This is a genomic window from uncultured Pseudoramibacter sp. (assembly GCF_903789625.1).
Taxonomy (GTDB): domain Bacteria; phylum Bacillota; class Clostridia; order Eubacteriales; family Eubacteriaceae; genus Pseudoramibacter; species Pseudoramibacter fermentans.
The window spans coordinates 25,653-46,007 of the sequence record NZ_CAIFFF010000010.1 but is presented as its reverse complement, the minus strand read 5'-3'; the positions used below and the strand labels follow the sequence as shown (position 1 = coordinate 46,007).

Annotated in this window: 22 protein-coding genes; 13 read left to right on the top strand and 9 right to left on the bottom strand. The window is 55.5% G+C overall.

The window, feature by feature from the left end:
- The first annotated feature begins 70 nt into the window (after nucleotides 1–70).
- The 8 genes from QZX60_RS06770 to QZX60_RS06735 all read left to right on the top strand — a co-directional run bounded on the left by QZX60_RS06770 (nucleotide 71) and on the right by QZX60_RS06735 (nucleotide 7,237).
- Nucleotides 71–886, top strand: a complete 816-nt coding sequence (locus QZX60_RS06770) for an amino acid ABC transporter substrate-binding protein (protein ID WP_295362785.1) — start codon at nucleotides 71–73, stop codon at nucleotides 884–886.
- A gap of 120 nt (nucleotides 887–1,006) precedes the next feature.
- Complete coding sequence (locus QZX60_RS06765; RefSeq protein ID WP_295362782.1) at nucleotides 1,007–1,660, top strand: amino acid ABC transporter permease; 654 nt, start codon at nucleotides 1,007–1,009, stop codon at nucleotides 1,658–1,660.
- Nucleotides 1,661–1,675: 15 nt separating this feature from the next.
- Nucleotides 1,676–2,434 (top strand): amino acid ABC transporter ATP-binding protein, encoded by a 759-nt coding sequence (locus tag QZX60_RS06760; RefSeq protein ID WP_295362779.1) that lies wholly within the window; start codon nucleotides 1,676–1,678, stop codon nucleotides 2,432–2,434.
- An 88-nt stretch (nucleotides 2,435–2,522) separates the two neighbouring features.
- Nucleotides 2,523–3,407 (top strand): patatin family protein, encoded by an 885-nt coding sequence (locus QZX60_RS06755; protein ID WP_295362776.1) that lies wholly within the window; start codon nucleotides 2,523–2,525, stop codon nucleotides 3,405–3,407.
- Between the two features lie 9 nt (nucleotides 3,408–3,416).
- The gene (gene metF / locus QZX60_RS06750; RefSeq protein WP_295362774.1) at nucleotides 3,417–4,277 is read left to right on the top strand and encodes a methylenetetrahydrofolate reductase [NAD(P)H]; all 861 of its coding nucleotides are present in this window, start codon (nucleotides 3,417–3,419) and stop codon (nucleotides 4,275–4,277) included.
- A gap of 124 nt (nucleotides 4,278–4,401) precedes the next feature.
- Nucleotides 4,402–5,649 (top strand): potassium transporter TrkG, encoded by a 1,248-nt coding sequence (locus QZX60_RS06745; RefSeq protein ID WP_363174783.1) that lies wholly within the window; start codon nucleotides 4,402–4,404, stop codon nucleotides 5,647–5,649.
- Between the two features lie 18 nt (nucleotides 5,650–5,667).
- Nucleotides 5,668–6,321, top strand: coding sequence for a TrkA family potassium uptake protein (locus QZX60_RS06740; RefSeq protein WP_295362768.1), 654 nt, complete (start codon nucleotides 5,668–5,670; stop codon nucleotides 6,319–6,321).
- A 13-nt stretch (nucleotides 6,322–6,334) separates the two neighbouring features.
- Complete coding sequence (locus QZX60_RS06735) at nucleotides 6,335–7,237, top strand: patatin family protein (protein ID WP_295362765.1); 903 nt, start codon at nucleotides 6,335–6,337, stop codon at nucleotides 7,235–7,237.
- A gap of 94 nt (nucleotides 7,238–7,331) precedes the next feature.
- On the opposite strand, the gene QZX60_RS06730 is transcribed toward QZX60_RS06735, so the two are convergent.
- Both QZX60_RS06730 and QZX60_RS06725 read right to left on the bottom strand, forming a co-directional pair.
- The gene (locus QZX60_RS06730; protein ID WP_295362762.1) at nucleotides 7,332–8,066 is read right to left on the bottom strand and encodes an alpha-ribazole-5-phosphate synthase; all 735 of its coding nucleotides are present in this window, start codon (nucleotides 8,064–8,066) and stop codon (nucleotides 7,332–7,334) included.
- Nucleotide 8,067: 1 nt separating this feature from the next.
- Nucleotides 8,068–8,601 carry an ECF transporter S component gene (locus tag QZX60_RS06725; protein WP_295362759.1) on the bottom strand — a complete coding sequence of 178 codons (534 nt, stop codon included), beginning with the start codon at nucleotides 8,599–8,601 and terminating at the stop codon, nucleotides 8,068–8,070.
- Between the two features lie 148 nt (nucleotides 8,602–8,749).
- On the opposite strand from QZX60_RS06725, the gene QZX60_RS06720 reads away from it, so the two are divergent.
- From QZX60_RS06720 to QZX60_RS06705, 4 genes are all read left to right on the top strand, one after another.
- A complete protein-coding gene (locus QZX60_RS06720; protein WP_295362757.1) occupies nucleotides 8,750–9,694 on the top strand; it encodes a DMT family transporter in 945 nt (314 codons plus the stop codon).
- A 55-nt stretch (nucleotides 9,695–9,749) separates the two neighbouring features.
- Nucleotides 9,750–10,616 (top strand): aldo/keto reductase, encoded by an 867-nt coding sequence (locus QZX60_RS06715; protein ID WP_295362753.1) that lies wholly within the window; start codon nucleotides 9,750–9,752, stop codon nucleotides 10,614–10,616.
- Between the two features lie 94 nt (nucleotides 10,617–10,710).
- Nucleotides 10,711–11,166, top strand: a complete 456-nt coding sequence (gene rpiB / locus QZX60_RS06710; RefSeq protein WP_295362750.1) for a ribose 5-phosphate isomerase B — start codon at nucleotides 10,711–10,713, stop codon at nucleotides 11,164–11,166.
- 116 nt (nucleotides 11,167–11,282) lie between these two features.
- Nucleotides 11,283–12,083: a helix-turn-helix domain-containing protein gene (locus QZX60_RS06705; protein ID WP_295362747.1), complete on the top strand. Its 801-nt coding sequence runs from the start codon at nucleotides 11,283–11,285 to the stop codon at nucleotides 12,081–12,083.
- Nucleotides 12,084–12,128: 45 nt separating this feature from the next.
- On the opposite strand, the gene QZX60_RS06700 is transcribed toward QZX60_RS06705, so the two are convergent.
- The 7 genes from QZX60_RS06700 to QZX60_RS06670 form a co-directional block, all read right to left on the bottom strand.
- Nucleotides 12,129–13,256, bottom strand: a complete 1,128-nt coding sequence (locus QZX60_RS06700) for an FAD-binding oxidoreductase (RefSeq protein ID WP_295362745.1) — start codon at nucleotides 13,254–13,256, stop codon at nucleotides 12,129–12,131.
- Nucleotides 13,256–13,606: a (2Fe-2S)-binding protein gene (locus QZX60_RS06695; protein ID WP_295362742.1), complete on the bottom strand. Its 351-nt coding sequence runs from the start codon at nucleotides 13,604–13,606 to the stop codon at nucleotides 13,256–13,258. The genes QZX60_RS06700 and QZX60_RS06695 overlap by 1 nt, the downstream gene beginning before the upstream one ends.
- Before the next feature lie 15 nt (nucleotides 13,607–13,621).
- Nucleotides 13,622–15,199 (bottom strand): FAD-dependent oxidoreductase, encoded by a 1,578-nt coding sequence (locus tag QZX60_RS06690; protein WP_295362739.1) that lies wholly within the window; start codon nucleotides 15,197–15,199, stop codon nucleotides 13,622–13,624.
- A complete protein-coding gene (locus QZX60_RS06685) occupies nucleotides 15,196–15,534 on the bottom strand; it encodes a (2Fe-2S)-binding protein (protein WP_295362737.1) in 339 nt (112 codons plus the stop codon). The genes QZX60_RS06690 and QZX60_RS06685 overlap by 4 nt, the downstream gene beginning before the upstream one ends.
- A 123-nt stretch (nucleotides 15,535–15,657) precedes the next feature.
- The gene (locus tag QZX60_RS06680) at nucleotides 15,658–16,800 is read right to left on the bottom strand and encodes a tyramine oxidase subunit B (RefSeq protein ID WP_295362733.1); all 1,143 of its coding nucleotides are present in this window, start codon (nucleotides 16,798–16,800) and stop codon (nucleotides 15,658–15,660) included.
- A 65-nt stretch (nucleotides 16,801–16,865) separates the two neighbouring features.
- A complete protein-coding gene (locus QZX60_RS06675; protein WP_295362731.1) occupies nucleotides 16,866–18,326 on the bottom strand; it encodes an APC family permease in 1,461 nt (486 codons plus the stop codon).
- A gap of 50 nt (nucleotides 18,327–18,376) precedes the next feature.
- A complete protein-coding gene (locus tag QZX60_RS06670) occupies nucleotides 18,377–18,736 on the bottom strand; it encodes a P-II family nitrogen regulator (protein WP_295362729.1) in 360 nt (119 codons plus the stop codon).
- Nucleotides 18,737–18,908: 172 nt separating this feature from the next.
- Between QZX60_RS06670 and QZX60_RS06665 the strand changes: the two genes are divergently transcribed.
- The gene (locus tag QZX60_RS06665; protein WP_295362727.1) at nucleotides 18,909–20,315 is read left to right on the top strand and encodes a UDP binding domain-containing protein; all 1,407 of its coding nucleotides are present in this window, start codon (nucleotides 18,909–18,911) and stop codon (nucleotides 20,313–20,315) included.
- Nucleotides 20,316–20,355 lie beyond the last annotated feature (40 nt).

Genomic DNA, 20,355 nt, shown 5'->3' with positions numbered 1-20,355 from the left:
TATAATAAAAAGTATCTTAAAGAATATGCGGTGTTTACGAAATGAACACCGTTCGTAAAGGAGCGGAAACATGAAAAAGAAACTTGTGGCAGTGCTGCTGACAGCATGCCTGGCCATGGTGGTCGTTGCGGGGTGCGGGAGCAGCTCGTCGAAGAGTTCATCGTCGTCGTCAGATACGAAAAATGACAGCAAGACCTTCGTCATCGGGGTAGACGACACCTTCCCGCCGATGGGCTTCAGAAACAAGAAGAACAAAATCGTCGGCTTTGACATCGATCTGGCCCGCGAAGCGGCAAAGCGCATGGATATGAAATTTAAGGTTCAGGCCATCAACTGGGATACCAAGGAAATGGAATTGAACAAAAACAACATCGATGCGATTTGGAACGGTCTGTCGATCACCGATGAACGGAAAAAGAAAATGGACTTCACCACGCCGTATCTGGAAAACGATCAGGTCATTGTCGTCAAAAAGGATTCGTCGATCAATTCGGTCAGTGACTTAGCTGGCAAAACAGTCGGCTGCCAGAAAGGTTCGTCCGCTGAAGATGCATTAAAGGCCAACCCGATTTACGACAAAATTGCAGGCGGTTCACCTACCGAATTTGACGAAAACGTCTCCTGCTTCCAGGATCTCGACGCCGGCCGTATCGATGCGATGGTTGTCGACTCTGTCGTTGCGAAATACTACATCAAGAAACACAATTCCGACTTCAAGATCGTCGGAGAAAGCCTCCAGCCTGAACAGTACGGTGTCGCCGTCAAGAAGGGCAACACTAAGATGCTCAACAAGATCCAGAAGGCATTGGATGACATGAAGGCTGACGGTACAGCTGGTAAGATTTCGACAAAATGGTTCGGCGAAGATATCATTTACAACAAATAATTGAAGATCTCGCGTAAGTGCAGACAGGCCTCCCGCAATCCGGGAGGTCTGTTATTGTTTTTTTCAGACATCCAAATGATCAATACGAAATAAAAATAAAAGAAAATAAAGGAGACTTGAATGAGTGAAAATGTGATCAGCCTGCTCACCTCAATCATGGCTGGGCTCGGCACGACACTTGAATTGTTCGCCATTTCGCTGGTGGTGTCGATCCCCCTTGGATTTTTAATTACGCTGATGCTGCGGAGCAAGCTGAAAGTGGTAAAGTGGATTGCGGAAGTTTACGTCTACATCCTGAGAGGGACGCCGCTGCTGCTGCAGCTGTTCTTTGTGTATTTCGGGCTGCCCTACATTCCGGGCATCGGGAAATTTTTAACCTTCCAGCGGTTTTCAGCGTCCTGCATCGCCTTTGCGCTGAACTACGCGGCCTATTTCGCGGAAATCTTCCGCGGCGGCCTGCTCGCCATCGACGACGGCCAGTACGAAGCGTCGAAGGTGCTGGGGCTGACCCACGCCCAGACGATGTGGCACGTCGTGCTGCCCCAGATGATCCGCGTGACCCTGCCGGCGGTTTCCAACGAAACCATCGTCCTCATTAAAGACACCGCGCTGGTCACCGCTATTGCCGTTCCGGAAATCATGTACTACGCGAAGGGCGCCGTCGTCCGCGACGCCGACCCGACCGCCTTTATCGTCGCCGGCGCGATTTACCTGGTGATCAACTTCTTCATCACGATCATCTTTAAGCAGCTGGAAAAGAAGACAGATTTCTAAGAGAAAGGGGAATCCATGAGCAAAACGATGATCCGCGTGACGTCGCTGGACAAGCGCTTCGGCGACAATCACGTGTTAAAAAATATTAACTTTGAAGTCGAGCAGGGAGATGTGGTGGCCATCATCGGCTCTTCCGGCTCCGGAAAATCGACGCTGCTGCGCTGCCTGATCGATTTGGAACAGGCTGACGGCGGCACGATCATGATCGAAGACAAGGCCCTGGTCAAGGACGGTGTTCAGGCGCCGCCGGCGGAAATCAAAAGTATCATTTCCAGAATGGGCGTGGTGTTCCAGCATTTCAATCTATTTCCCCATCTGTCGGTCAGAAAGAACCTGCAGCTCGCGCCGCGCATCGTCGCCAAGGCCGACAAGGGGACGATCGAAGCCAACACGAAGAAGCTTTTGGACGAGGTCGGTCTGAGCGACCGCATCGACGCGATGCCGTCGACCCTCTCCGGCGGGGAAAAGCAGCGCGTCGCCATTGCCCGGGCGCTGATGATGAATCCGGATATTATGCTGTTTGACGAACCGACGTCCGCCCTGGATCCGGAGCTGACCGGCGAAGTGCTGAAGGTCATGGGCGATCTGGCCAAGGCCAAGATGACGATGATCGTCGTCACCCACGAAATGGGATTTGCCCGTTCGGCGGCGAATAAAATTCTGTTTATGGACGACGGTATCATTTTGGAAGAAGGCACGCCGGATGAAATCTTCAATCATCCGAAACACCAGCGGACTGAAGAATTCCTTGCATCGATTACAAATAAAGATTAATTAAGAAAGTGAATCGCGTAAAACGTTTTGTGCTATGATGAGGTATGCCTTTGAGCAATCCACAATTTGCAAAAATAAGGAGAATACAATGAACGAAACAGCTCAAAACCAACAGGCGGGAAAGGTCGCCGTCATCGACGTCGGCGGTGGCCAGCGGGGCATTTACGGCGCCGGAGTCTTCGACACGTGTTTAGATGAAGACGTCCGGTTCGATATGACTTACGGCATTTCCGCCGGATCGGCCAATGTCACCTCTTATCTGGCGGGGCAGCGCGGCCGAAATTACGTTTACTACAGCCAATACTGCTTAAGAAAAGAATACAAAAGTTTAAAGGTTTTGATGAAAACGCACGCTTTCATCGACCTGCATTACGTGTACGAGACCTTGTCCAACTCGGACGGGGAATACCCGCTGGACTACCCGGCGATGATGGCGAATCCGGCGCCCTGTACGGTCATCGCGACCGAAGCGGAAACCGGCTTTCCCCATTATTTCACAAAAGAAGATTTCAGCCAGGATCAATATCAGGTGATCATTGCCAGCTGTTCAGTGCCGGTGTTCACACGGCCGGCGCCGGTTGGCAGTCACCTGTATTTTGACGGCGCCATTTCCAATCCCATTCCAGTTCAGAAAGCCTTTGACGACGGCGCGGACGCGGTGGTCTTGATTCTGACCCGGCCCAAAAATTTCTTCCGGAAGACGTCCTCCGACAAATGGCTTTCGAAAATTTTGAAGCGCCATTATCCGGAGGCGGCCAAGGTCTTTGCGCGGCGCGCGCTGACTTACAACCGGCAGCTGAGAGAGGCGCTTGAGCTGGAAAAACAGGGAAAGGTGCTGATTGTCGCGCCGGATTCCATCGCGGGAATGAAAACGCTGGGGACCGACCCCGAGGCGGGAGAAACACTGTATCAAAAAGGGATTAAAGACGGCCAGGCCATTGGGGCTTTTGTCAAACACTGGCAGAACCGTTAAGGAGGAAAAATGAAACTCAGTGAACAATTCAAAGTCGATCGACCGATGTTATCTTTCGAGGTGTTTCCGCCGAAGACGGAAGCGCGGTTTGAACCGATTATGTCAGCGGTCGAAGAGATCGCAAAGCTCGACCCTGCGTACATGAGCGTCACCTACGGCGCCGGCGGCGATGGCAGCCAATATACGGTCGATATCGCCAAAAAAATCAAAGCCATGAACGTGACGCCGCTGGCCCACCTCACCTGTGTGTCCAGTGACAAGGCGAAAATTCATGCGCAGCTTTCAGCGTTAAAGGCGGCGGGAATCGAAAATATTCTGGCGCTGCGCGGGGATCTGCCGAAGGATTACGTTCCCGGCGAATACCGCCACGCCTCGGAGCTCATCGACGAAATTCACCGCTTCGACGGCGAGTTCTGCATCGGCGGCGCGTGCTACCCGGAAGGCCATCCAGAATCCGCCCGTCAGAAGGACGACATCCAGCATCTAAAAGAAAAGGTGGACTGCGGCTGCGAATTCTTAACGACTCAGATGTTCTTCGACAACGATTTATTCTACAATTTCATGTACAAGATTCGGGAAGCGGGGATCAATGTGCCGATTATCGCCGGGATCATGCCGGTGACCAACGCCGCGCAGATCAGCCGCATCGTCGATCTTTCCGGTGCCTTTATGCCCCAGTCCTTTCTGAACATCGTCGATCATTTCAGAGACGATCCGGCCTCGATTTACGAAGCCGGCATTGCCTACGCGACAGAACAAATTGTCGATTTATTTGCCAACGGCATCAACCACGTCCACGTCTATTCGATGAACAAACCGGACGTGGCGGCGGACATTCAGAACAATCTTAAGTCTATTTTGGATAAATAAAAAAATGGAACTTCTTTCAATTAACGATTTCTCGGATCCCGGGAAAATGCGCAGGCGCCTGTCTTCGGCGCGGCTGATCACTGTTGGATTTGCCGCCGTGATCTTGGCGGGCGCTTTGCTTTTGATGCTGCCGATCGCCTCCCGCGGTCCCGGGCACGCCAGCTTCGCCGACACCTTGTTCACCTCCACCTCGGCTGTGTGTGTGACGGGGTTAGTCGTCCAGGATACCGGCACCTATTGGACCGCCTTTGGCCAAGCGGTCATCATTGCACTGATTCAAATCGGCGGGCTCGGTGTGGTCACGATGGCCATGTCGATCTTTATCGTGTCCGGGCGGCGCATCGGCCTGATGCAGCGCTCCTTTATGCAGGATTCGATTTCAGCGCCCCAGGTCGGCGGAATCATCCGACTGACCGGCTTTATCCTGAAGGGCACGGCCATCATCGAAGGGATCGGCGCGGCGGTGATGGCGCCGACGTTTATCCGGGAATTCGGTGTCGGCAAAGGCATATGGTACGCGGTGTTCCATTCGATTTCCGCTTTCTGCAACGCCGGCTTCGATCTCATGGGCGTGCATCAGAAATACAGTTCGATCACAGAGTTTGTAAGTAATCCGGCCATTTCCATTACCATCGCGCTTTTGATCGTCGTTGGCGGCATCGGCTTTATCGTCTGGAACGATGTGGTCAAGCACAAATGGCATTTGAAGCAGTACCGTCTGCAGAGCAAGGTGGCCCTGTCGACAACCGCTTTCTTGATTGTGATTCCGACGCTGTACTTCTTCTTCTTTCAGCCCCAGGCGCTGCCGAAGGCCGAGGGCGCGAAATGGATGGCGGCGTTTTTCCAGGCGGTGACGCCGAGAACGGCGGGCTTCAATTCCGTCGATCTCACCCGTTTCAACGATACCGGCGTTTCAGTTTTGACGATTCTGCAGCTCATCGGCGGCTCGCCCGGCTCGACGGCAGGCGGGATGAAGACGACGACTTTTGCGGTCATGCTGGCAGAAGCCCTTTCTGTCTTCGCCCAATCGGGAAACATCCACTTTTTCGGGCGCAACATCCCAGAAGATACGGTGCGCCGGGCAGGAGCGATTCTCATGATGTACATCACCCTCTTTTTGGTCGGCGGGTTTATCATTTCGTCAGTGGATCATATTCCGATGCTGACGTGTTTATTTGAAACCGCGTCGGCCATCGGAACAGTTGGGCTGACCCTCGGCATTACACCCCATCTGTCGCTTGTTTCGAGAACGGTGCTCGTGCTGCTGATGTATTTTGGACGGGTCGGCGGCCTGACGATTTTCTTCGCGCTGTCGTCGGGACCCAAGATTTACCATTCGCGTCTGCCGAAGGAAGATTTGACAGTCGGTTAAGGGGATAGGAGATTGAACATGAAAGTAAAATCGATTTTATTAATTGGATTGGGACGCTTCGGACGTCATATCGCGATGCGGCTCAACGAAGTCGGTCAGGAAGTCATGGCGGTGGACCAAGACGAAGATCGGGTGAACAAGGTGTTACCTATGGTCACCAGTGCGCTGATCGGCGACAGCACCGATCCGGATTTCCTCGCGTCATTGGGGATTCGGAATTTTGATACGTGCATCGTCGCGATAGGCGATGACTTTCAAGCCTCACTGGAAACCACAGATCTGCTCAGAGAGCTGGGAGCCAACTACATCATTTCCAGAGCCTGCTCGGATATTCAGGCCAAATTCCTTCTGCGCAACGGCGCCGACTCCATCGCCTTCCCCGAACGGCAGCTGGCGGAGTGGATCGCGATCCGTTCAAGCTCAGACAACATCATCGATTATTTCGAACTGGATCACGATCACGCCATTTACGAAATTTCGGTGCCGAAGGACTGGGCCGGCAAAACCGTCAGCGCGCTGGATACGCGGAAGCGGTTCGGCATCAATATCCTGGCCATTAAGCGCAAAAACAGCTTAGACACCACCGTGACCCCAGGGACGATTCTCGAACAGAAGGACACGATTTTGATCCTCGGCAAGCGCGACGTCATTCAGCACATTATCGAATCGTAATCAGGAATGTCTTATGGGAGAAAATGAATCATCAAAACAAGAAGAAATGACATTGAAAACGGCGGATAAGAAAACCGGTTTGGTTTTGGAAGGCGGGGCGATGCGCGGCATGTTTACCGCCGGCGTCACCGATGTGATGATGGAAAACGGCATCGAATTTGACGGGATCATTGGCGTTTCGGCCGGTGCGACCTTTGGCTGCAATTACAAATCCCGCCAGCCGGGCCGGACGATCCGCTACAACCTCGCATTGTGTAAAGATCCGCGGTATTGCAGCTTTCGCTCGCTGTTCAAGACCGGCGACCTTTACGGCGCCGATTTCTGCTACCGGGTCCTGCCCGACGAGCTGGACCCCTTTGACAAGGCGGCCTACAACGAGAATCCGACGGCCTTTTATTCGGTGGTGACCGATATCGAAAGCGGTCTGCCGGTTTATCACCGCTGCGACGACGCCCAGGACAGCCTTCAATGGATGCGGGCGTCTGCATCGATGCCGGTGTTTTCAACACCAGTGGCGCTGGACGGCCATCTCTATCTCGACGGCGGGATCTCGGATTCCATTCCCCTCAAGGCCTTTGAGGATATGGGCTACAACCGGAACGTCGTCATCCTGACCCAGCCGGCGGATTACATCAAAAAGCACAACAAATACATGCCCTACCTGCGCATGCGTTTCGGCCGCAAATACCCGGAAATGGTGAAGGATTTGGACGAACGCCACGATTTCTACAACAAACAGCGCGCCTATGTGCGCCGGCGCGCCTCTGAAGGCGGCACCTACGTCGTGATGCCCGATTTTCCGCTGAAGATCGGCAGCATCTGCCACAATCCCGCCGATCTGCGCCGGGTTTACGCCCAGGGCCGCGTCGTCGGCGAAAAGCACGTCGAGGGGATGAAGGCGTTCCTCGCGGGATAAGGTGTGGATTGGAAACAGCAATTAGAAAAATAACAGCAGTTAAGCTGCATCAAAAAAAGTCAGCCGAGAAGGCTGACTTTTTTGATGGCCAAAATTAAACAAAATGACCGACAGGAGTCAAAATCATCTGATCCTTGTGGCGCGCAAACGCCGAATCGGTCATGACGGCTAAGATGCACGACGACGGCCCGCCGGATTGATTCAAATCAATTCCGCTGTTTTCGTCGAGTTCAGCGGTCAGGTGATGCAGTGCCGCGGTGTTCTTGGCTTCCCAGGCGATGCCGTGGGAACCCACCGGCACCAGCTCGTGGACGTCAGAATCCTTAGAGAGGGTTTTGATCATGTCGTAGGTGGCAATCGGTGCGTCCTGATGGAGGAAAGCGAGGCCGACGGCGGGCTTGCCGACGCTGACGAGAAGGTCGCCCACGCCACAAACCGGCGGCTCAAAATTTCCCGGGAAATAACCGACGGCGGCCGTCCCCACGCCGGTCATCGATGTGGGGAAGTTTTCTTCGGTTGAGCCGGTGAGCTGTTCCGGCGAGAGGCCCGCGAGCTTCATCTCGTCGTGAAAGCCCTCGATGATGCCGCGGCCGGTCGGGTCCATTTCGCTGCAGACGCCGTCAGCGAGCATCAGCACGTCGGCTCCGATGCAGAGCAGCTCGAATAATACGACCCGCGCTGAAACGCGGCCGCAGTGATAGGGCGGGCATTTCAGCGTGTCGTTCGGCTTTTCGCCGGTGGAGGCGCAGCTGTCCGCGGCGAGCACGATGGTGCCGCCGGGGATGGGCGTCATGCACAAATCCCGGTAGCGGAAGACATGACCTGTCATCTTATTTCCCCGGAGGCGTCAGCCGCTGCATGCGCTTCGGCAGGAAGCGGTAAATCACGCAGGCGATGATGACGTTGGCGAAGGCCGCGGGAATCAGCACCGGCACGAGGGCCATCGCGACCTTGAACGTCATCAATGGGGAAGTCGCGAGCAGCGCAATCGGCACGTTGAAAATCACCGCGACGACACAGCCGACGACGTAGGCGACGATGCTGTTGACGTGGTGGTCAAGCAGCAGTTTGACGCTCCAGTAAAAGGCGACCATCGTGACACCCATCATCACACCGTTGATCAGGTGAACTGGCAGCGTCAGCGGGAAGCCGGAGGTTGCGGCTGTCAGGATGTGGGCCAGAAAGCCGATGGCAAAGCCCCAGGGCGCGCCGAGGACTAGCACGGAGATGAAGGCCGGCAGGGAATCGAAAGCGATGGAGCCCATGATCTTGATATTGGCGCCGACAAAGGACAAAGCAATGAACACGGCCGCGTAGACGAGCTGACGGGTCGGGTTCATTTTTTCAGTTTTATTGTTTTCCATTACACAATTTCCTTTCTGTAATTAAAAATGTTAAAATAAGACCGCAACCATTTTAGCACAAGGACACGCGGCCATGCGTGTAAAATAGAAATCTGCAAAGGATTTGAATGATAAGTATGGAAAAGAGAAGTATAGAAAAGAGGACAATGTGGCACAATCAAGCAATTCCAAGGATCCGCTGACCCGAGGGCCGGTCGTGTTCGGCCTGGCCCTCGTCAGCTGCCTGCTCTGGGGCTCGGCCTTTTCGATGATCAAGCTCGGCTACCGCTTTCTTTCGATCGGCGGCACCGCTGACCAGATTTTGTTCGCCGGTCTGCGCTTCACCCTCGCGGGCATTTTAACGGTGCTCATCGGCAGGGCGATTTTCAAAGGGCCCTTTTGGCCGAAGCGGAGCGCCTGGCCTTGTGTGGCCTGGCTCGCTCTGTTTCAGACGATCCTACAGTACACGCTGTTTTACATCAGCCTCGGGCATTTGTCTGGGGTGCGGGGCTCGATCATTAACGGTACCGGCACCTTTTGGGCCATTCTCGTGGCGTGCCTGATTTTCAGGCAGGAGCGGCTCACCGCGCGGAAGCTCGCCGGCTGCGCCCTCGGCTTTTTCGGCATCCTGCTCGTCAACCTTTCGGGCCTGCACACGGGCGAGCCCTTTTCGCTGCTTGGCGATGGCTTCATGATTCTCTCGACGATCGCCTCGTCGGTTTCGGCAGCGCTGCTCCGGCAGTTCGGCGGCCGGGAAGAACCTTACCTGCTCAGCGGCTGGCAGTTCTTTTTCGGCGGTTTGATTTTGACGGCCGCGGGCTTAATTTTAGGCGGCCGTTTCGGCGCCCTGAATGTTCAAGGGATCGCCGTGCTGATCTATCTGGCCTTTGTGTCGGCGGTGGCCTACGGGCTGTGGGCGCTGCTGTTGGCGCACAACCCGGTCTCCAAGGTGCAGATTTACTTCTTTGTCACGCCTGTGGCCGGGGTGTTTCTTTCGGCGTGGCTCCTTGGCGAAAAAAATCAGGCCCTCGGCTGGCCGGCGCTGCTGGCGCTGGTCTGCGTGTCGCTGGGCATTTACATCGTCAATCGGCCGCAAAAAACTGTACAGCCTTAAGATAATTAAGGTACAATAAAGACAATCTAACGAGTATTTTATAAGGAGGATCATCATGCAGCTTAAAAGTGCATCGGACCGCGTACCGTTGAGAAACGGCACAGCGATTCCCTGCCTGGGATTTGGCACCTACCAAATCCCTGACGACGCGCGCGCGGTCGAGGCCATTGACGCGGCGGTCGGCGCAGGCTACCGCTTGATCGACGGCGCGGCTTTTTATCATAATGAGGTTCACGTGGGCGAAGGCATCCGCCGCGCGCTGGACAAATACGAACTGGATCGGGATGACTTGTTCATCACGAGTAAGGTCTGGAAGACCAATCGGGGCTACGACAACACGATGCGGGCCTTCGATCAGACCATGGCCGATTTGAAGCTCGACGTGCTCGACTTGTATTTGATTCACTGGCCGATGGTGCCCGCGCTCTCTGACCAGTGGGAAGCAGTCAACGTCGACACCTGGAAGGCGCTGATCGAGCTGTACAAATCGGGACGTGTCCGGGCGATCGGCGTCTCCAATTTTAAACCGGCGCATCTGAAGGCGCTGATGGACACCGAAGTGATTCCGATGGTGGATCAAATCCAATTCCATCCGGGGCTCGACCAGCAGGCTACCACTGATTTCTGCATGGGCCACGACATCATGATTGAAGGCTGGCGCCCGCTGGGAAAGGGGACGATTGTGGGCAGTCCCCTCATCGTCGAACGGGCGAGCCGCTACGGCGTCACGCCGGCGCAGCTGATCCTCAGGTGGGCGCTGCAGCATCGCGTTATTCCGCTGCCGAAGGCCTCAAATCCTCAGCATATCGCAGAAAACACGAAGCTGTTCGATTTTGAAATCGCGCCGGAAGACATGGCGATGATCGACGCCATCGAAAAAGAACCGGATCAATCCCACGATCCAGACTTCCAAACCGAATAATGTTTACTTATGTCAAAATAAAAACCAATACGTTCAGAATTGTGAAAATATGATAAAATAGAAAAAGAACAAATTCACGATTGGAGAAAGTAACATGAAAATTGCGATTGGATCGGATCACGGCGGATACGAGCTCAAACAGAAGTTCATCGAAGAATTGAAGAATCAATATCAGGTCGAAGTCATCGACTGTGGCTGCGACAGCACGGATTCGGTGGACTATCCGGATTACGGCCAGAAGGTCGGCGAAACCGTCGTCTCCGGACAGGCTGACCGCGGAATTGTCATCTGCGGTACCGGCATCGGCATCAGCATTTCGGCGAACAAGGTGCCAGGGGTGCGCGCGGCGCTCTGTACCAACGAATACATGGCGATGATGACCCGCAAGCACAACAACGCCAACGTGCTGGCGCTGGGAGCCCGTGTGGTCGGCGACGAGCTGGCCAAGGACATCCTCCGGGTTTGGCTGACCACCGAATTTGAAGGCGGACGCCACCAAAGACGGCTGGACAAAATTTCCGCGATTGAAGAAAAATACAGCCGTTCGTAATTTTTAAAGGATTTGCAAAGTGAAGCAAAATCCACTATAATATCAAAAGAACGCAAGGGCGCGTTAATTCTGCCCTTGCGTTCTTTTTTATTTTGCGTTCTAGAGAGGATGATTGTATGGCCATTCAGCCATTTTTTGCACTGAGCACCGATACCTATTTTGTCCGTCGGGTGCATCAGGCGGGGATTACCCAAACCTACGCCTATACTCCCGATCCCTCGCGGTGCAGAACCACTGGGGTGCCGGACGGTTCGATCGACATTCAATTTGATTTTTATCAAAATGATGTCCGCGCGCTCGTGTTGGGGCCCGTGCCCAGCCACAACGTGTTAGAGACGGAGCCGGGACATTTTTACTTCGGCATCCGCTTCGATCCCGGTGTGCTGCCGCCCTTTATCGACGGGAAATTTCGGGATTTCTGCGATCAGGTTGTGCCCCTCGACGACTGCATCACCGATCGAAAGCTGGAAGAAGATTTAATCCAGAGCCATTTCATGGGCATGCGCACGGATATTCTGCTTCAGGCGATGCACTACCACGTCGATGCAGAAAAGGACGTGGCCCAGAAGCTTTTCGTAGACGCAGTCATTCAATGGATCGTCAAGTCAAAGGGCTGCATCCGCATGGACGAGCTGGCGGCTCACATGCAGTACAGCACGCGCTACATCGATAAAGTTTTCAGCCAAACGATGGGCATCAGCCCGAAGCAGTTCAGCCAGGCGATCCGCTTTCAAAATACGCTGTCCCAGCTGACCCACGGCAGATCGATCAAAATGGTGGACCTGGCGCAGCTCTGCGGGTATTATGACCAGTCACAGATGACCCGCTACTTTAAATCCGCGACGGGTCTGACCCCGAAGAAATACCGGGATCAGATCGTCAACAGCAATTACGAGAGCAAATTCATTAATTGTTAAATTTTGCTGATTTCAAATCGAGTCGATTATTTTTCACGTTTTTCTTTATGCCTTTGCTTTAAATCGGTCGTAGGTCAGGCCGGAGATGTCGACCGTCGTGTCCGGTCCTTCGACCAGTTCGGACACCGTCATGCCGACAGCCGGCGCGATGCCGAAGCCGTGGCCGCTGAAGCCGCAGGCCAGAATCAAGCCCGGCACTTCGTCGATGCAGTCGATGACCGGCACGCCGTCGACCATGTGGTCCATCCAGCCGGCCCAGGTCCGTACAATTTTCGCGTTGGCGAGCCGGGGCATGTATTTGATGATCCCGCGGCAGATACACGGCGCCGTGATCGAATGGGTCACCGGTGTGCCGTTGTCGCTGTTCACCGCTTCGAGGCCGGAGGAGCCGCCGAAGACGAAGGAGCCGTGGGCGGTTTGATGGCCGTAAAAGTCAGCTTCTGCCGTCCCGAGCATCTGTGGGAACATGTCCGGTTCCTGTTCGGTGACCAGCGCTTCGAGGAGCACAGAGCTCATTGGAATGTCGATGCCGACTTGGCTCGCGATGGGGCGGGCGCCAAGGCCGCAGGCCAAAATAATGGTATCCCCTTCGAAGACGCCCTTATCTGTTTCGACGATTTTCAGCTTGCCGGCCTTTTTCTTCAGTCCCGTGACGCTTGTTTCAGTGTAGAACTGCACGCCGAGTTCCCTCGACTTCATGTAAAAGGCGAGGGTCGCCTTCAGCGGGTTGGCGTGGCCGTCGGTGGGGCACCAGCTCGCGCCGACGACTTCGTCGGACATGTAGGGGTTGATGGCCTGCACTTCCTTGCCGTCGATCATCCGCATGTCGAGGCCGCAGCTCTGTCCAACCTTGGCCAAGCCTTCGAGAATTTTCAAGTGTGCCGGGGTTTTCCCGAGTCGGAGATTGCCTTTTTTGACGTATTCGACGTCGTAGCCCAGTTCGTCGGACAGGCCCGGCCAGAGATTTTCGATGCCGTACATGGCCAGGGGCAGTTCTCTCGCGTCTCGGCCAGACTGGCGGACCCCGCCGCCGTTACGGCTGGATCCGCCGTTGCCGACAATGGCACTTTTTTCCAATACGATGACCGAATGGCCTTTTTTTGCGGTGTAATACGCGATGGCGTTGCCGATGATGCCGGCACCGACCACGATCACGTCTGCTGTTGTTTTCATTAGAAGTTTACCTCGCTTTCTGTGGCGATGACCTGCATTTCAGTCGGGCGCATCGGCGCTCTCGATGTGGCCGGTTCGAGCAGGGCCGGGGAGACGCCCAGTTCTCTGGCGACAATGCCCTTCACCAGTTTGCTGCAGGTTTGGCCCTGGCAGAGCCCCATGCCGCAGCGCAGGTAGCGGCGGATTTCCGCGATGGTCCAGAGGCCCGCGTGGACGGCCTTCCGAATTTCACCCTTTGTGACTTCTTCACAGCGGCAGACGATCATGTCGTCGTCCGGCGCCGGGACAAAGGGACCGATATCCGCACAGCGGTCGCTTAATGTGGTTAATGGTTGTTTATTTTCACTCATGGTTCATTCTCGTTTCTATTCAGCTTTGAAAAACCGCGCTTTCATCGCGTAGGCCTTTGGCACCTTCATCGTTAACAGTGTGGTCTGATCGAAGGCTTTGGCGGTGCGCAGGTTGACGACCGTCGCGTCGCAGATCGGTTCGCCCTTTCGCGAAAGCGCTTTGCCGACCGCGCCCTTTTCAGGAACCGGCAGGAATTCGTAAGGCAGGGTGATTTCCGCCGTGCCGTCTCCGCAGTCTTCGTCGATCAGGAAGATCGCCTGGCCCGGGCAGGACGCGACGCACATGCCGCAGTTCACACACGGGTTGTCTTCGTTGATGTGGGGCAGCGTCGTGATTTTTTCGCCGACTTCGATGCATTTTTTCGGGCAGGCATCCTGGCACGGGTTGCACGGAATGTTCTGGATGCACTCGATGACCGGGTGGACGCCGGGTCTGTGGGTCACGCCTGGGAAGCGTTCGATTTCGTCGTCGGCAACGAATCCGTGGTGCAGCAGTGAATCGGAAACCGGAATGCCTTCGTCGGTCTTTTCGATGCGCTTGCCTTTATTGCCCGGCGCGAACATGCCCTGGCGCAGACCTGAGAGGGCCGCATCCAGTTCGTCTTCGCCTTCTGAGAAGTCGGCATCCTCAATGTAGCCGAGGTATTCAGCGGCGTAGAGTCCGGCCTGGCGGCCTTCGATCATCGCCGAGCTGGCTTCTTCGATACCGGCCACATCCCCTGCGGCGAAAATGCCGGGGACAGAAGTGGCACCGTGGGCGTCGATAATCGGCACCTGACCGCCGCGTTTCGGATTGTCCTCCATTTTGCAGCCGGCCATTTTGAGCAGCTGGCTCATTGGCGAAAGGCCAACTGCGACGCAGATCGTGTCGACGTCGAAATGTTTTTCCGTTCCGGGAATGAAGTTGAAGTGGCTGTCCACTTCGGCGATGGTGACGCCGGTGACGTGATCGTCGCCTTCAGCCTCGACGATGGTGTGGGACAGGTAGAAGGGTACGCCGGTTCTGGCGACCTTGGACGCGTGGACGCCGTAGCCGCCGACAGACGGCGCGGCGTCAGCCAGCGCGACGACTTCGCATCCGGCCTGCAGCAGCTGGAAGGAGACGACCAGGCCGACGTTCCCGGTGCCGAGCATCAGAATGCGGTTGCCGGGCTTGACGCCGTGGAGGTTCATCATGGTCTGGGCCGCGCCCGCGCCGATGACGCCGGGGAGGGTCCATCCCTTGAAAGTGACCATGTTTTCAGAGGCACCGGTCGCGACGATGATCGCGTCGGCCTTGATGTGTTCGATGGCTTCGCCGATTCTCACGACGACTTCCTTTTCCATGTAAATGCCCATGACGGTCGCGTTCAGGACGACGTCGACGCCGGCCTTGCCCGCTTCGTCGAGAAGGGTCTGGCCGATGCGGAAGCCGCGGATTTTCGCCTTGTGTTCCTTTGAGCCGAAGAATTTGTGAATCTGTTTAAAGAGCTGGCCGCCAGGACGGGCGTTTTCGTCGAAAACGACGGTGGAGAGCCCCCGGCTGGAGGCTTCGATGGCGGCGGAAAGCCCGGCTGGGCCTGCGCCGATGACGATTAAATCAACACGTTTCATGCTTTTTCCTCCAATTCTGGAAAGGGTTCAGCCGAGACGCCGTATTGGGTCTGGACGGTCATGCCGGCTTTCAGCGGGGTCATACAGGTGCGGACGTTGGGCTGTCCGTCAACGATCATGACGCAGTCGGTGCAGCGGCCGATCGCGCAGAAAATACCCCGCGGGCTGTGCTTTTTGGAGGTGTAGCGGTGGACCATGACGCCGGCTACCTTGAGCGCCATCGCAATCGGCTCACCTTCGTAACCGGTCATCGGTTTGCCGTCGTAAGTGAAATTGACTTTAGGGCCCTTTTCGTACGTCCCTAAAATCGGGTGGGTGGTTAATCTTGTACTCATGTGTTCCTCTGTTTCTAATATAGATAAAAGAGTCCTGAAGGCAGGAACTGTCCTCAGGAGTCTTTTGTGAAGAAGTCAGTAAATGGATGTTTTCAATAAAGATTAAAGGAGAGATCCTTAGGATCAATAGAAGTACGGGCTGTCCCAGAGATTGAGCTTCACGCCGATGCCTTTTTCAACGGCTCTGTCGTAAAGCACCTTGCCCCAGGCGACGTCTTCAATTGGCATCCCGCCGATGGAGTAGATGATGACCTGCTTGTCGTCCTTTCTGCCTGGGAAGCGGCCGTTTAAAATGCCGCCGAGGTCTTCGATTCTGGAGGCTTCGATTTTTCCGTCGTGGATCATGTCGGTGAATTTGCTCCCCGGAATGGCGATGGTGTTGTAGGTCGGGTACGGATATTCTTCCGCCCAGGCTTCGTAGAGTCCGGAGTTGTCGACGACCAGCTTGGTATTCGGGTCTTCGATGATGTCGTCGCTGAAGTCGCCGGCCATCGGGCAGGTGAACAAGGCGCCAGGTTTGATCCATTCGGTTTCGACGTGCGGATAATTGGCCGGATCGCCGCCGGTGATGCTGGTGCAGAAGCTGACGATATCGGAATCCCGAACACATTCTTCGAGGGTATCACAGACGATGATGTCTTTGAAGCGTCCCGGCATTTTTTTGTTGACGTATTCGATGCAGCGGTCGATGGACGCTTGGCCGCGGCCTTTGATTTTCAGGATTTCGAGAGATGGACGCAGGGCCGCGAAGGTTTCGATGGTGGCGCGGTTGATAACCCCAGGGCCGACAACGCCGAGCACCTTGGCGTCTTCAAGGGCTAAATGTTTCACACCGACGCCTGGAATCGCGGCGGTTCTGTAAGCGGAGATCAGGTTGCCGGACATCAAGGCCAGCGGTTCGCCGGTATCCTTGTCGTTGAGCATGACCATCAGGATTGAGCGCGGAATGCCTTTTTCTCTGTTGGCGGTGTTGGAGCCGTACCATTTTTCACCAGCGACCTGGAAAGGTCCGCCGACGTAGGCCGGCATCGCCATGAAGCGGCGGTCAGGACCGTTTTTCGGCATGCCTGGGAACTGCGGCTCGTCCGGGAAGGTGACCATGCAGCCGTGGGAGTTGCCGTTTTCGCCGCCCATGCGGTAGTCGCCTTTGTCGAGCAGCTTGAGCAGGTCTTCCATGCAGTCGGTGCAGGCCACGACGTCATCGACGCCTGCTTTTAACATATCCGGTTCACTTAAATACAGAAAATCAATTTTTGGGTAACTCATTTTTTATGTCCTTTCAAAATCCTAAATTTTATATTTATCTCTAAATCAATTGCACAGGTTTGGGGTTACGATTCGCTTTCGCCAAGCGGTGTCACGCCGCCGCGGGCGATATTGGCGCGCAGCCTGCCGGTTTTCGGGTCGTGGTAGACCGAGTAGAGGTCGTTGTCCATCGCCATGACTTCTTCCATCGGGAAGGGCTTGAACAGCGGGCGGTGCATGACCTTTTTAATCCACAGGACCGCGTAGACGCTCAAGACGGCGACCATGATCAGGCAGACGATGTAAATCAACGTCCGTTCTGCCGGATCGGAAGAAATATTCCAGAACATCCAGCCCATGCCGATAGCGCCGAGCACCGGAATGATCGGGCCGCCCGGCACCTTGAACTTGCGCGGTGCGTTGGGCAGGCGTTTCCTGAAGATGAGCACGTTGATATGGGTGACGATATAGGACAGCATCCAGAACGCGCATCCGCAGAGAATCAAGAACGACAGTGAAGAAGAGGTGGACAGGCCGACGGCGTTGATGACGAGGATGATCCCGCCAAAGAGGAGGATACCGGCGACCGGTGCGCCCTTCTTGTTCGTCTTGTTGAAAATTTCAGGGAGCAGTCCGATTTTGGCCATCCCTGCGGCGATGTAGGCCAGAGAGGAGATGACGGTGTTGACTGAAGAGACGACGGCGAGCACTGAGACAATCGCCATCCAGTACGTGCCGACCGGGCCTAAAAGCAGGGTGCCGTAAAGCACGTGAGGCGTTGTGCTCTTGCCGAGCTGTGCCCACGGGGTGTAGTGGCTGAAGCCGATGCACATGAAAATCTGGAAGGTCAGCACCAGAAGCAGGGAGATGACCATGCCAGCCGGAATTTTCCGGCGCGGGTTGTCGATCTTATCCCCGATCGGAATGACGTATTCGCACCCGATGAACAGGAAAAAGGCCAAGCCGCAGAGACCGGTGATGTCCGAGAACTTCGAGGAGAGGACCGCGGGCTGGGTGATTGGGGTGCCGGTGCCGACTTTAATCGTGCCGAGGACGCCGAGAATCAAAAGCGAGACGATCAGCGCGTAGGCGACGAAGTCCTGAACCTTTGCGAAAATATCGACGCCGTTTAAATTGATGAGGATCAAAATCGCGACGAGGATGACGCAGTAGACTGAAGCCGGAATGCCGGCCTGGGGGAAAACGCTTTGAATGGTGTTGCCGAACATCGCACATTCCGCCGAGCTGACCATCGTGTTGCAGGCCAGATACCCGCCCACCATGATGACGATGGTGACGAAGGGGCCCATGCTCGCGAGGGTGTACTGCGGCAGCCCGCCGGTGATGTTAGGCATCAGCGAATTGAGCTCCGAAACCGATAAAGCGAATAGAATGTTAATGGCACAGGCGATCACCATCGAGATGATAAAGGTGGTCCCGATTGCCGAGGAGCCCTGCCCGAGAGAGAGCAGACAGCTTGTGGCGACGATCAGACCGACGCCGGTGGCGACGACGCTGCCCATGCCGAGTTTTTTGTTAGCAGCCAAGAGGATTCACTTCCTTTTTTATCAATACATTGAATTTAAGAAAACGGTGCTTAGTGCTTCTGGGGTTCTAACGCCTCGATACCAACTTCGCCGGTGCGCACACGCATGATTTCCTGAATGTCTGAAACGAAAATTTTACCGTCGCCGATGTGGCCGGTGTACAATTCTTCGCTGACGAATTTCAAAAAGGCGTCGACCTGATCCGTCGGCATGACGACCATGGCCACCTGCTTCGGCAGCAGGGTCGGGGTTTCTTTCACGCCCCCTTCAAATTCCTTAGAGCCGTACTGAACGCCGCATCCCAAAACCTGATAAACAGTGATACCGGAGATGCCGTACTGTCCGACTGCACTCAGCAAGGTTTCCAATTTCGCATTGTCTGTGACGATTTCAACTCTTGAAAATTTCATGTTTGCCTCCATCAATCAAAAAAGGCGCCGTCACCGTATTGGTGATCGACGCCTTTGTCTTGATCTGTTTGATTTGATGCCATTATGATAACGTTGAAGCCCGACAAAAAATTGTAAAAATCGGAACAGTTTTTTATTTTTTGAGAATGCGTATCTTTGCTATAATAGCATCATGATGAACACGAATTGGAACGCAAACAGCGATATAAAAGAAGACAACCGTATGACGGTCGGCGTGATCGGTCTGACGGTGACGGGATTGGCCTGGGCCGCAGTTCAGGCGGAAATGGGACTCGCCGTTTTGGCGACGGACCCGGACGAAGATATGGCCGAGGGCATTCAGGAGGAGATGACACTGCCAGGTGTAGAGCCGGGATTGGAGGACGCCATCGCGGCACAGATCACATCCGGCGGGGTGACCATTTTGACCCAGCCGCGGCGCATTTTTAAAACCTGCCGGTTTATCACATTGTGCGGCATGACGCCGGCCGGTGAAGATGGCAGCCCGTCTCTCAGGCTGATCGAGTCGGTGGTGCGCCAGGCGGTCTACCAATGCCCAGAGGAAACCGTGCTCGCCGTCAAGGCGACATTGCCGCCGGGGGGCATCCGCGCGCTGCAGCGCGCCGCGGACGACGCAGCAGCGGACCGCGAGGACACCGCGGCGGTTCACGTCATCGCGCTGCCCGAGCTTTACGACGACGGAGCCATGCTGAAGGCCATGCGCCGGGATGCGCCGATCGTCGTCGGGGCAGACGGCAGGTACCAGCCGACGGAGGCTGTGCTCGACGTGATGGATCCGGACGGCAGCCGCCGAATCTACTGCACGCCGGAGGACGCGGAAGCGGCGGCGGTATCGGACGCGGCACGGACTGCCTTTGAACAGGTGCTGGCCAACTACTGGCAGGACGTCGCCGCGGACTGCGGCGCGTCGGGGCAGAAGGTCTTAGAAATCCTCGCCAAAGGAGAAAGCGGTCGCCGCAGAGCGGGCTTAGGCTTATCTGCCGGCGCAGGGGGCCGGCGCCTGAGCCAGGAGCTTAACAATTTATCGGCCTTTGAAAAACAAGAGGAACGGTCGTTAATCGACGCCTTTCAGGCCGCCAATACGGCGCATTTCGAAAAAATGAAGGCGTGGCTGCTGCCGCCTGTTCAAAAGATCACAGCACACGGCGGGAAAATTGCGGTGCTGGGGCTGTCCAACGTCCCGGGAACCGACGATTTGCGGGAGACGCCGGCTGTGGAACTGCTCAAAGCCATAGCGGCGCCCTTTGAAGACCGACAGCTTGAGGGCGTGAAGCCCTTCGCTCTTTACCTGCCCTGGGGCATGGATCAGGCCAAGTGGCGGCTGTTCCGCACCCGAGACGCCTTTACCTTCTGCGAAAGCTGCGCCGAGGCGACGAAAGGCGCGGAGCTGGTCGTCGTGCTCGGCGCGTGGCCGGGGATGGGCCGGATTTTGACGCCGGCGCTCGCGAAGCGCATGGTGGGGCGTCAGATCGTCGACGTCACGGCGCGGCTCGACCGGAATCGGATCGCAGCCCTCGGCTTAAAGCCGGTCGGCGTGTTCGAAAAACTTGAAGATTAGCGGTAAAGCCGTTATACTTATATACAGACTTGTGAAGCAT

Bases quoted from the DNA above. Each gene is read 5' to 3' on its own strand.
- metF (WP_295362774.1), top strand. From the start codon at position 3,417: ATGAAACTCAGTGAACAATTCAAAGTCGATCGACCGATGTTATCTTTC.
- QZX60_RS06725 (WP_295362759.1), bottom strand. From the start codon at position 8,601: ATGGAAAACAATAAAACTGAAAAAATGAACCCGACCCGTCAGCTCGTC.
- QZX60_RS06730 (WP_295362762.1), bottom strand. From the start codon at position 8,066: ATGACAGGTCATGTCTTCCGCTACCGGGATTTGTGCATGACGCCCATC.
- QZX60_RS06740 (WP_295362768.1), top strand. From the start codon at position 5,668: ATGAAAGTAAAATCGATTTTATTAATTGGATTGGGACGCTTCGGACGT.
- QZX60_RS06705 (WP_295362747.1), top strand. From the start codon at position 11,283: ATGGCCATTCAGCCATTTTTTGCACTGAGCACCGATACCTATTTTGTC.
- QZX60_RS06760 (WP_295362779.1), top strand. From the start codon at position 1,676: ATGAGCAAAACGATGATCCGCGTGACGTCGCTGGACAAGCGCTTCGGC.
- QZX60_RS06670 (WP_295362729.1), bottom strand. From the start codon at position 18,736: ATGAAATTTTCAAGAGTTGAAATCGTCACAGACAATGCGAAATTGGAA.
- QZX60_RS06665 (WP_295362727.1), top strand. From the start codon at position 18,909: ATGATGAACACGAATTGGAACGCAAACAGCGATATAAAAGAAGACAAC.
- QZX60_RS06680 (WP_295362733.1), bottom strand. From the start codon at position 16,800: ATGAGTTACCCAAAAATTGATTTTCTGTATTTAAGTGAACCGGATATG.
- QZX60_RS06695 (WP_295362742.1), bottom strand. From the start codon at position 13,606: ATGAGTGAAAATAAACAACCATTAACCACATTAAGCGACCGCTGTGCG.
- QZX60_RS06700 (WP_295362745.1), bottom strand. From the start codon at position 13,256: ATGAAAACAACAGCAGACGTGATCGTGGTCGGTGCCGGCATCATCGGC.
- QZX60_RS06765 (WP_295362782.1), top strand. From the start codon at position 1,007: ATGAGTGAAAATGTGATCAGCCTGCTCACCTCAATCATGGCTGGGCTC.
- rpiB (WP_295362750.1), top strand. From the start codon at position 10,711: ATGAAAATTGCGATTGGATCGGATCACGGCGGATACGAGCTCAAACAG.
- QZX60_RS06690 (WP_295362739.1), bottom strand. From the start codon at position 15,199: ATGAAACGTGTTGATTTAATCGTCATCGGCGCAGGCCCAGCCGGGCTT.
- QZX60_RS06755 (WP_295362776.1), top strand. From the start codon at position 2,523: ATGAACGAAACAGCTCAAAACCAACAGGCGGGAAAGGTCGCCGTCATC.
- QZX60_RS06715 (WP_295362753.1), top strand. From the start codon at position 9,750: ATGCAGCTTAAAAGTGCATCGGACCGCGTACCGTTGAGAAACGGCACA.
- QZX60_RS06735 (WP_295362765.1), top strand. From the start codon at position 6,335: ATGGGAGAAAATGAATCATCAAAACAAGAAGAAATGACATTGAAAACG.
- QZX60_RS06745 (WP_363174783.1), top strand. From the start codon at position 4,402: ATGCTGCCGATCGCCTCCCGCGGTCCCGGGCACGCCAGCTTCGCCGAC.
- QZX60_RS06685 (WP_295362737.1), bottom strand. From the start codon at position 15,534: ATGAGTACAAGATTAACCACCCACCCGATTTTAGGGACGTACGAAAAG.
- QZX60_RS06770 (WP_295362785.1), top strand. From the start codon at position 71: ATGAAAAAGAAACTTGTGGCAGTGCTGCTGACAGCATGCCTGGCCATG.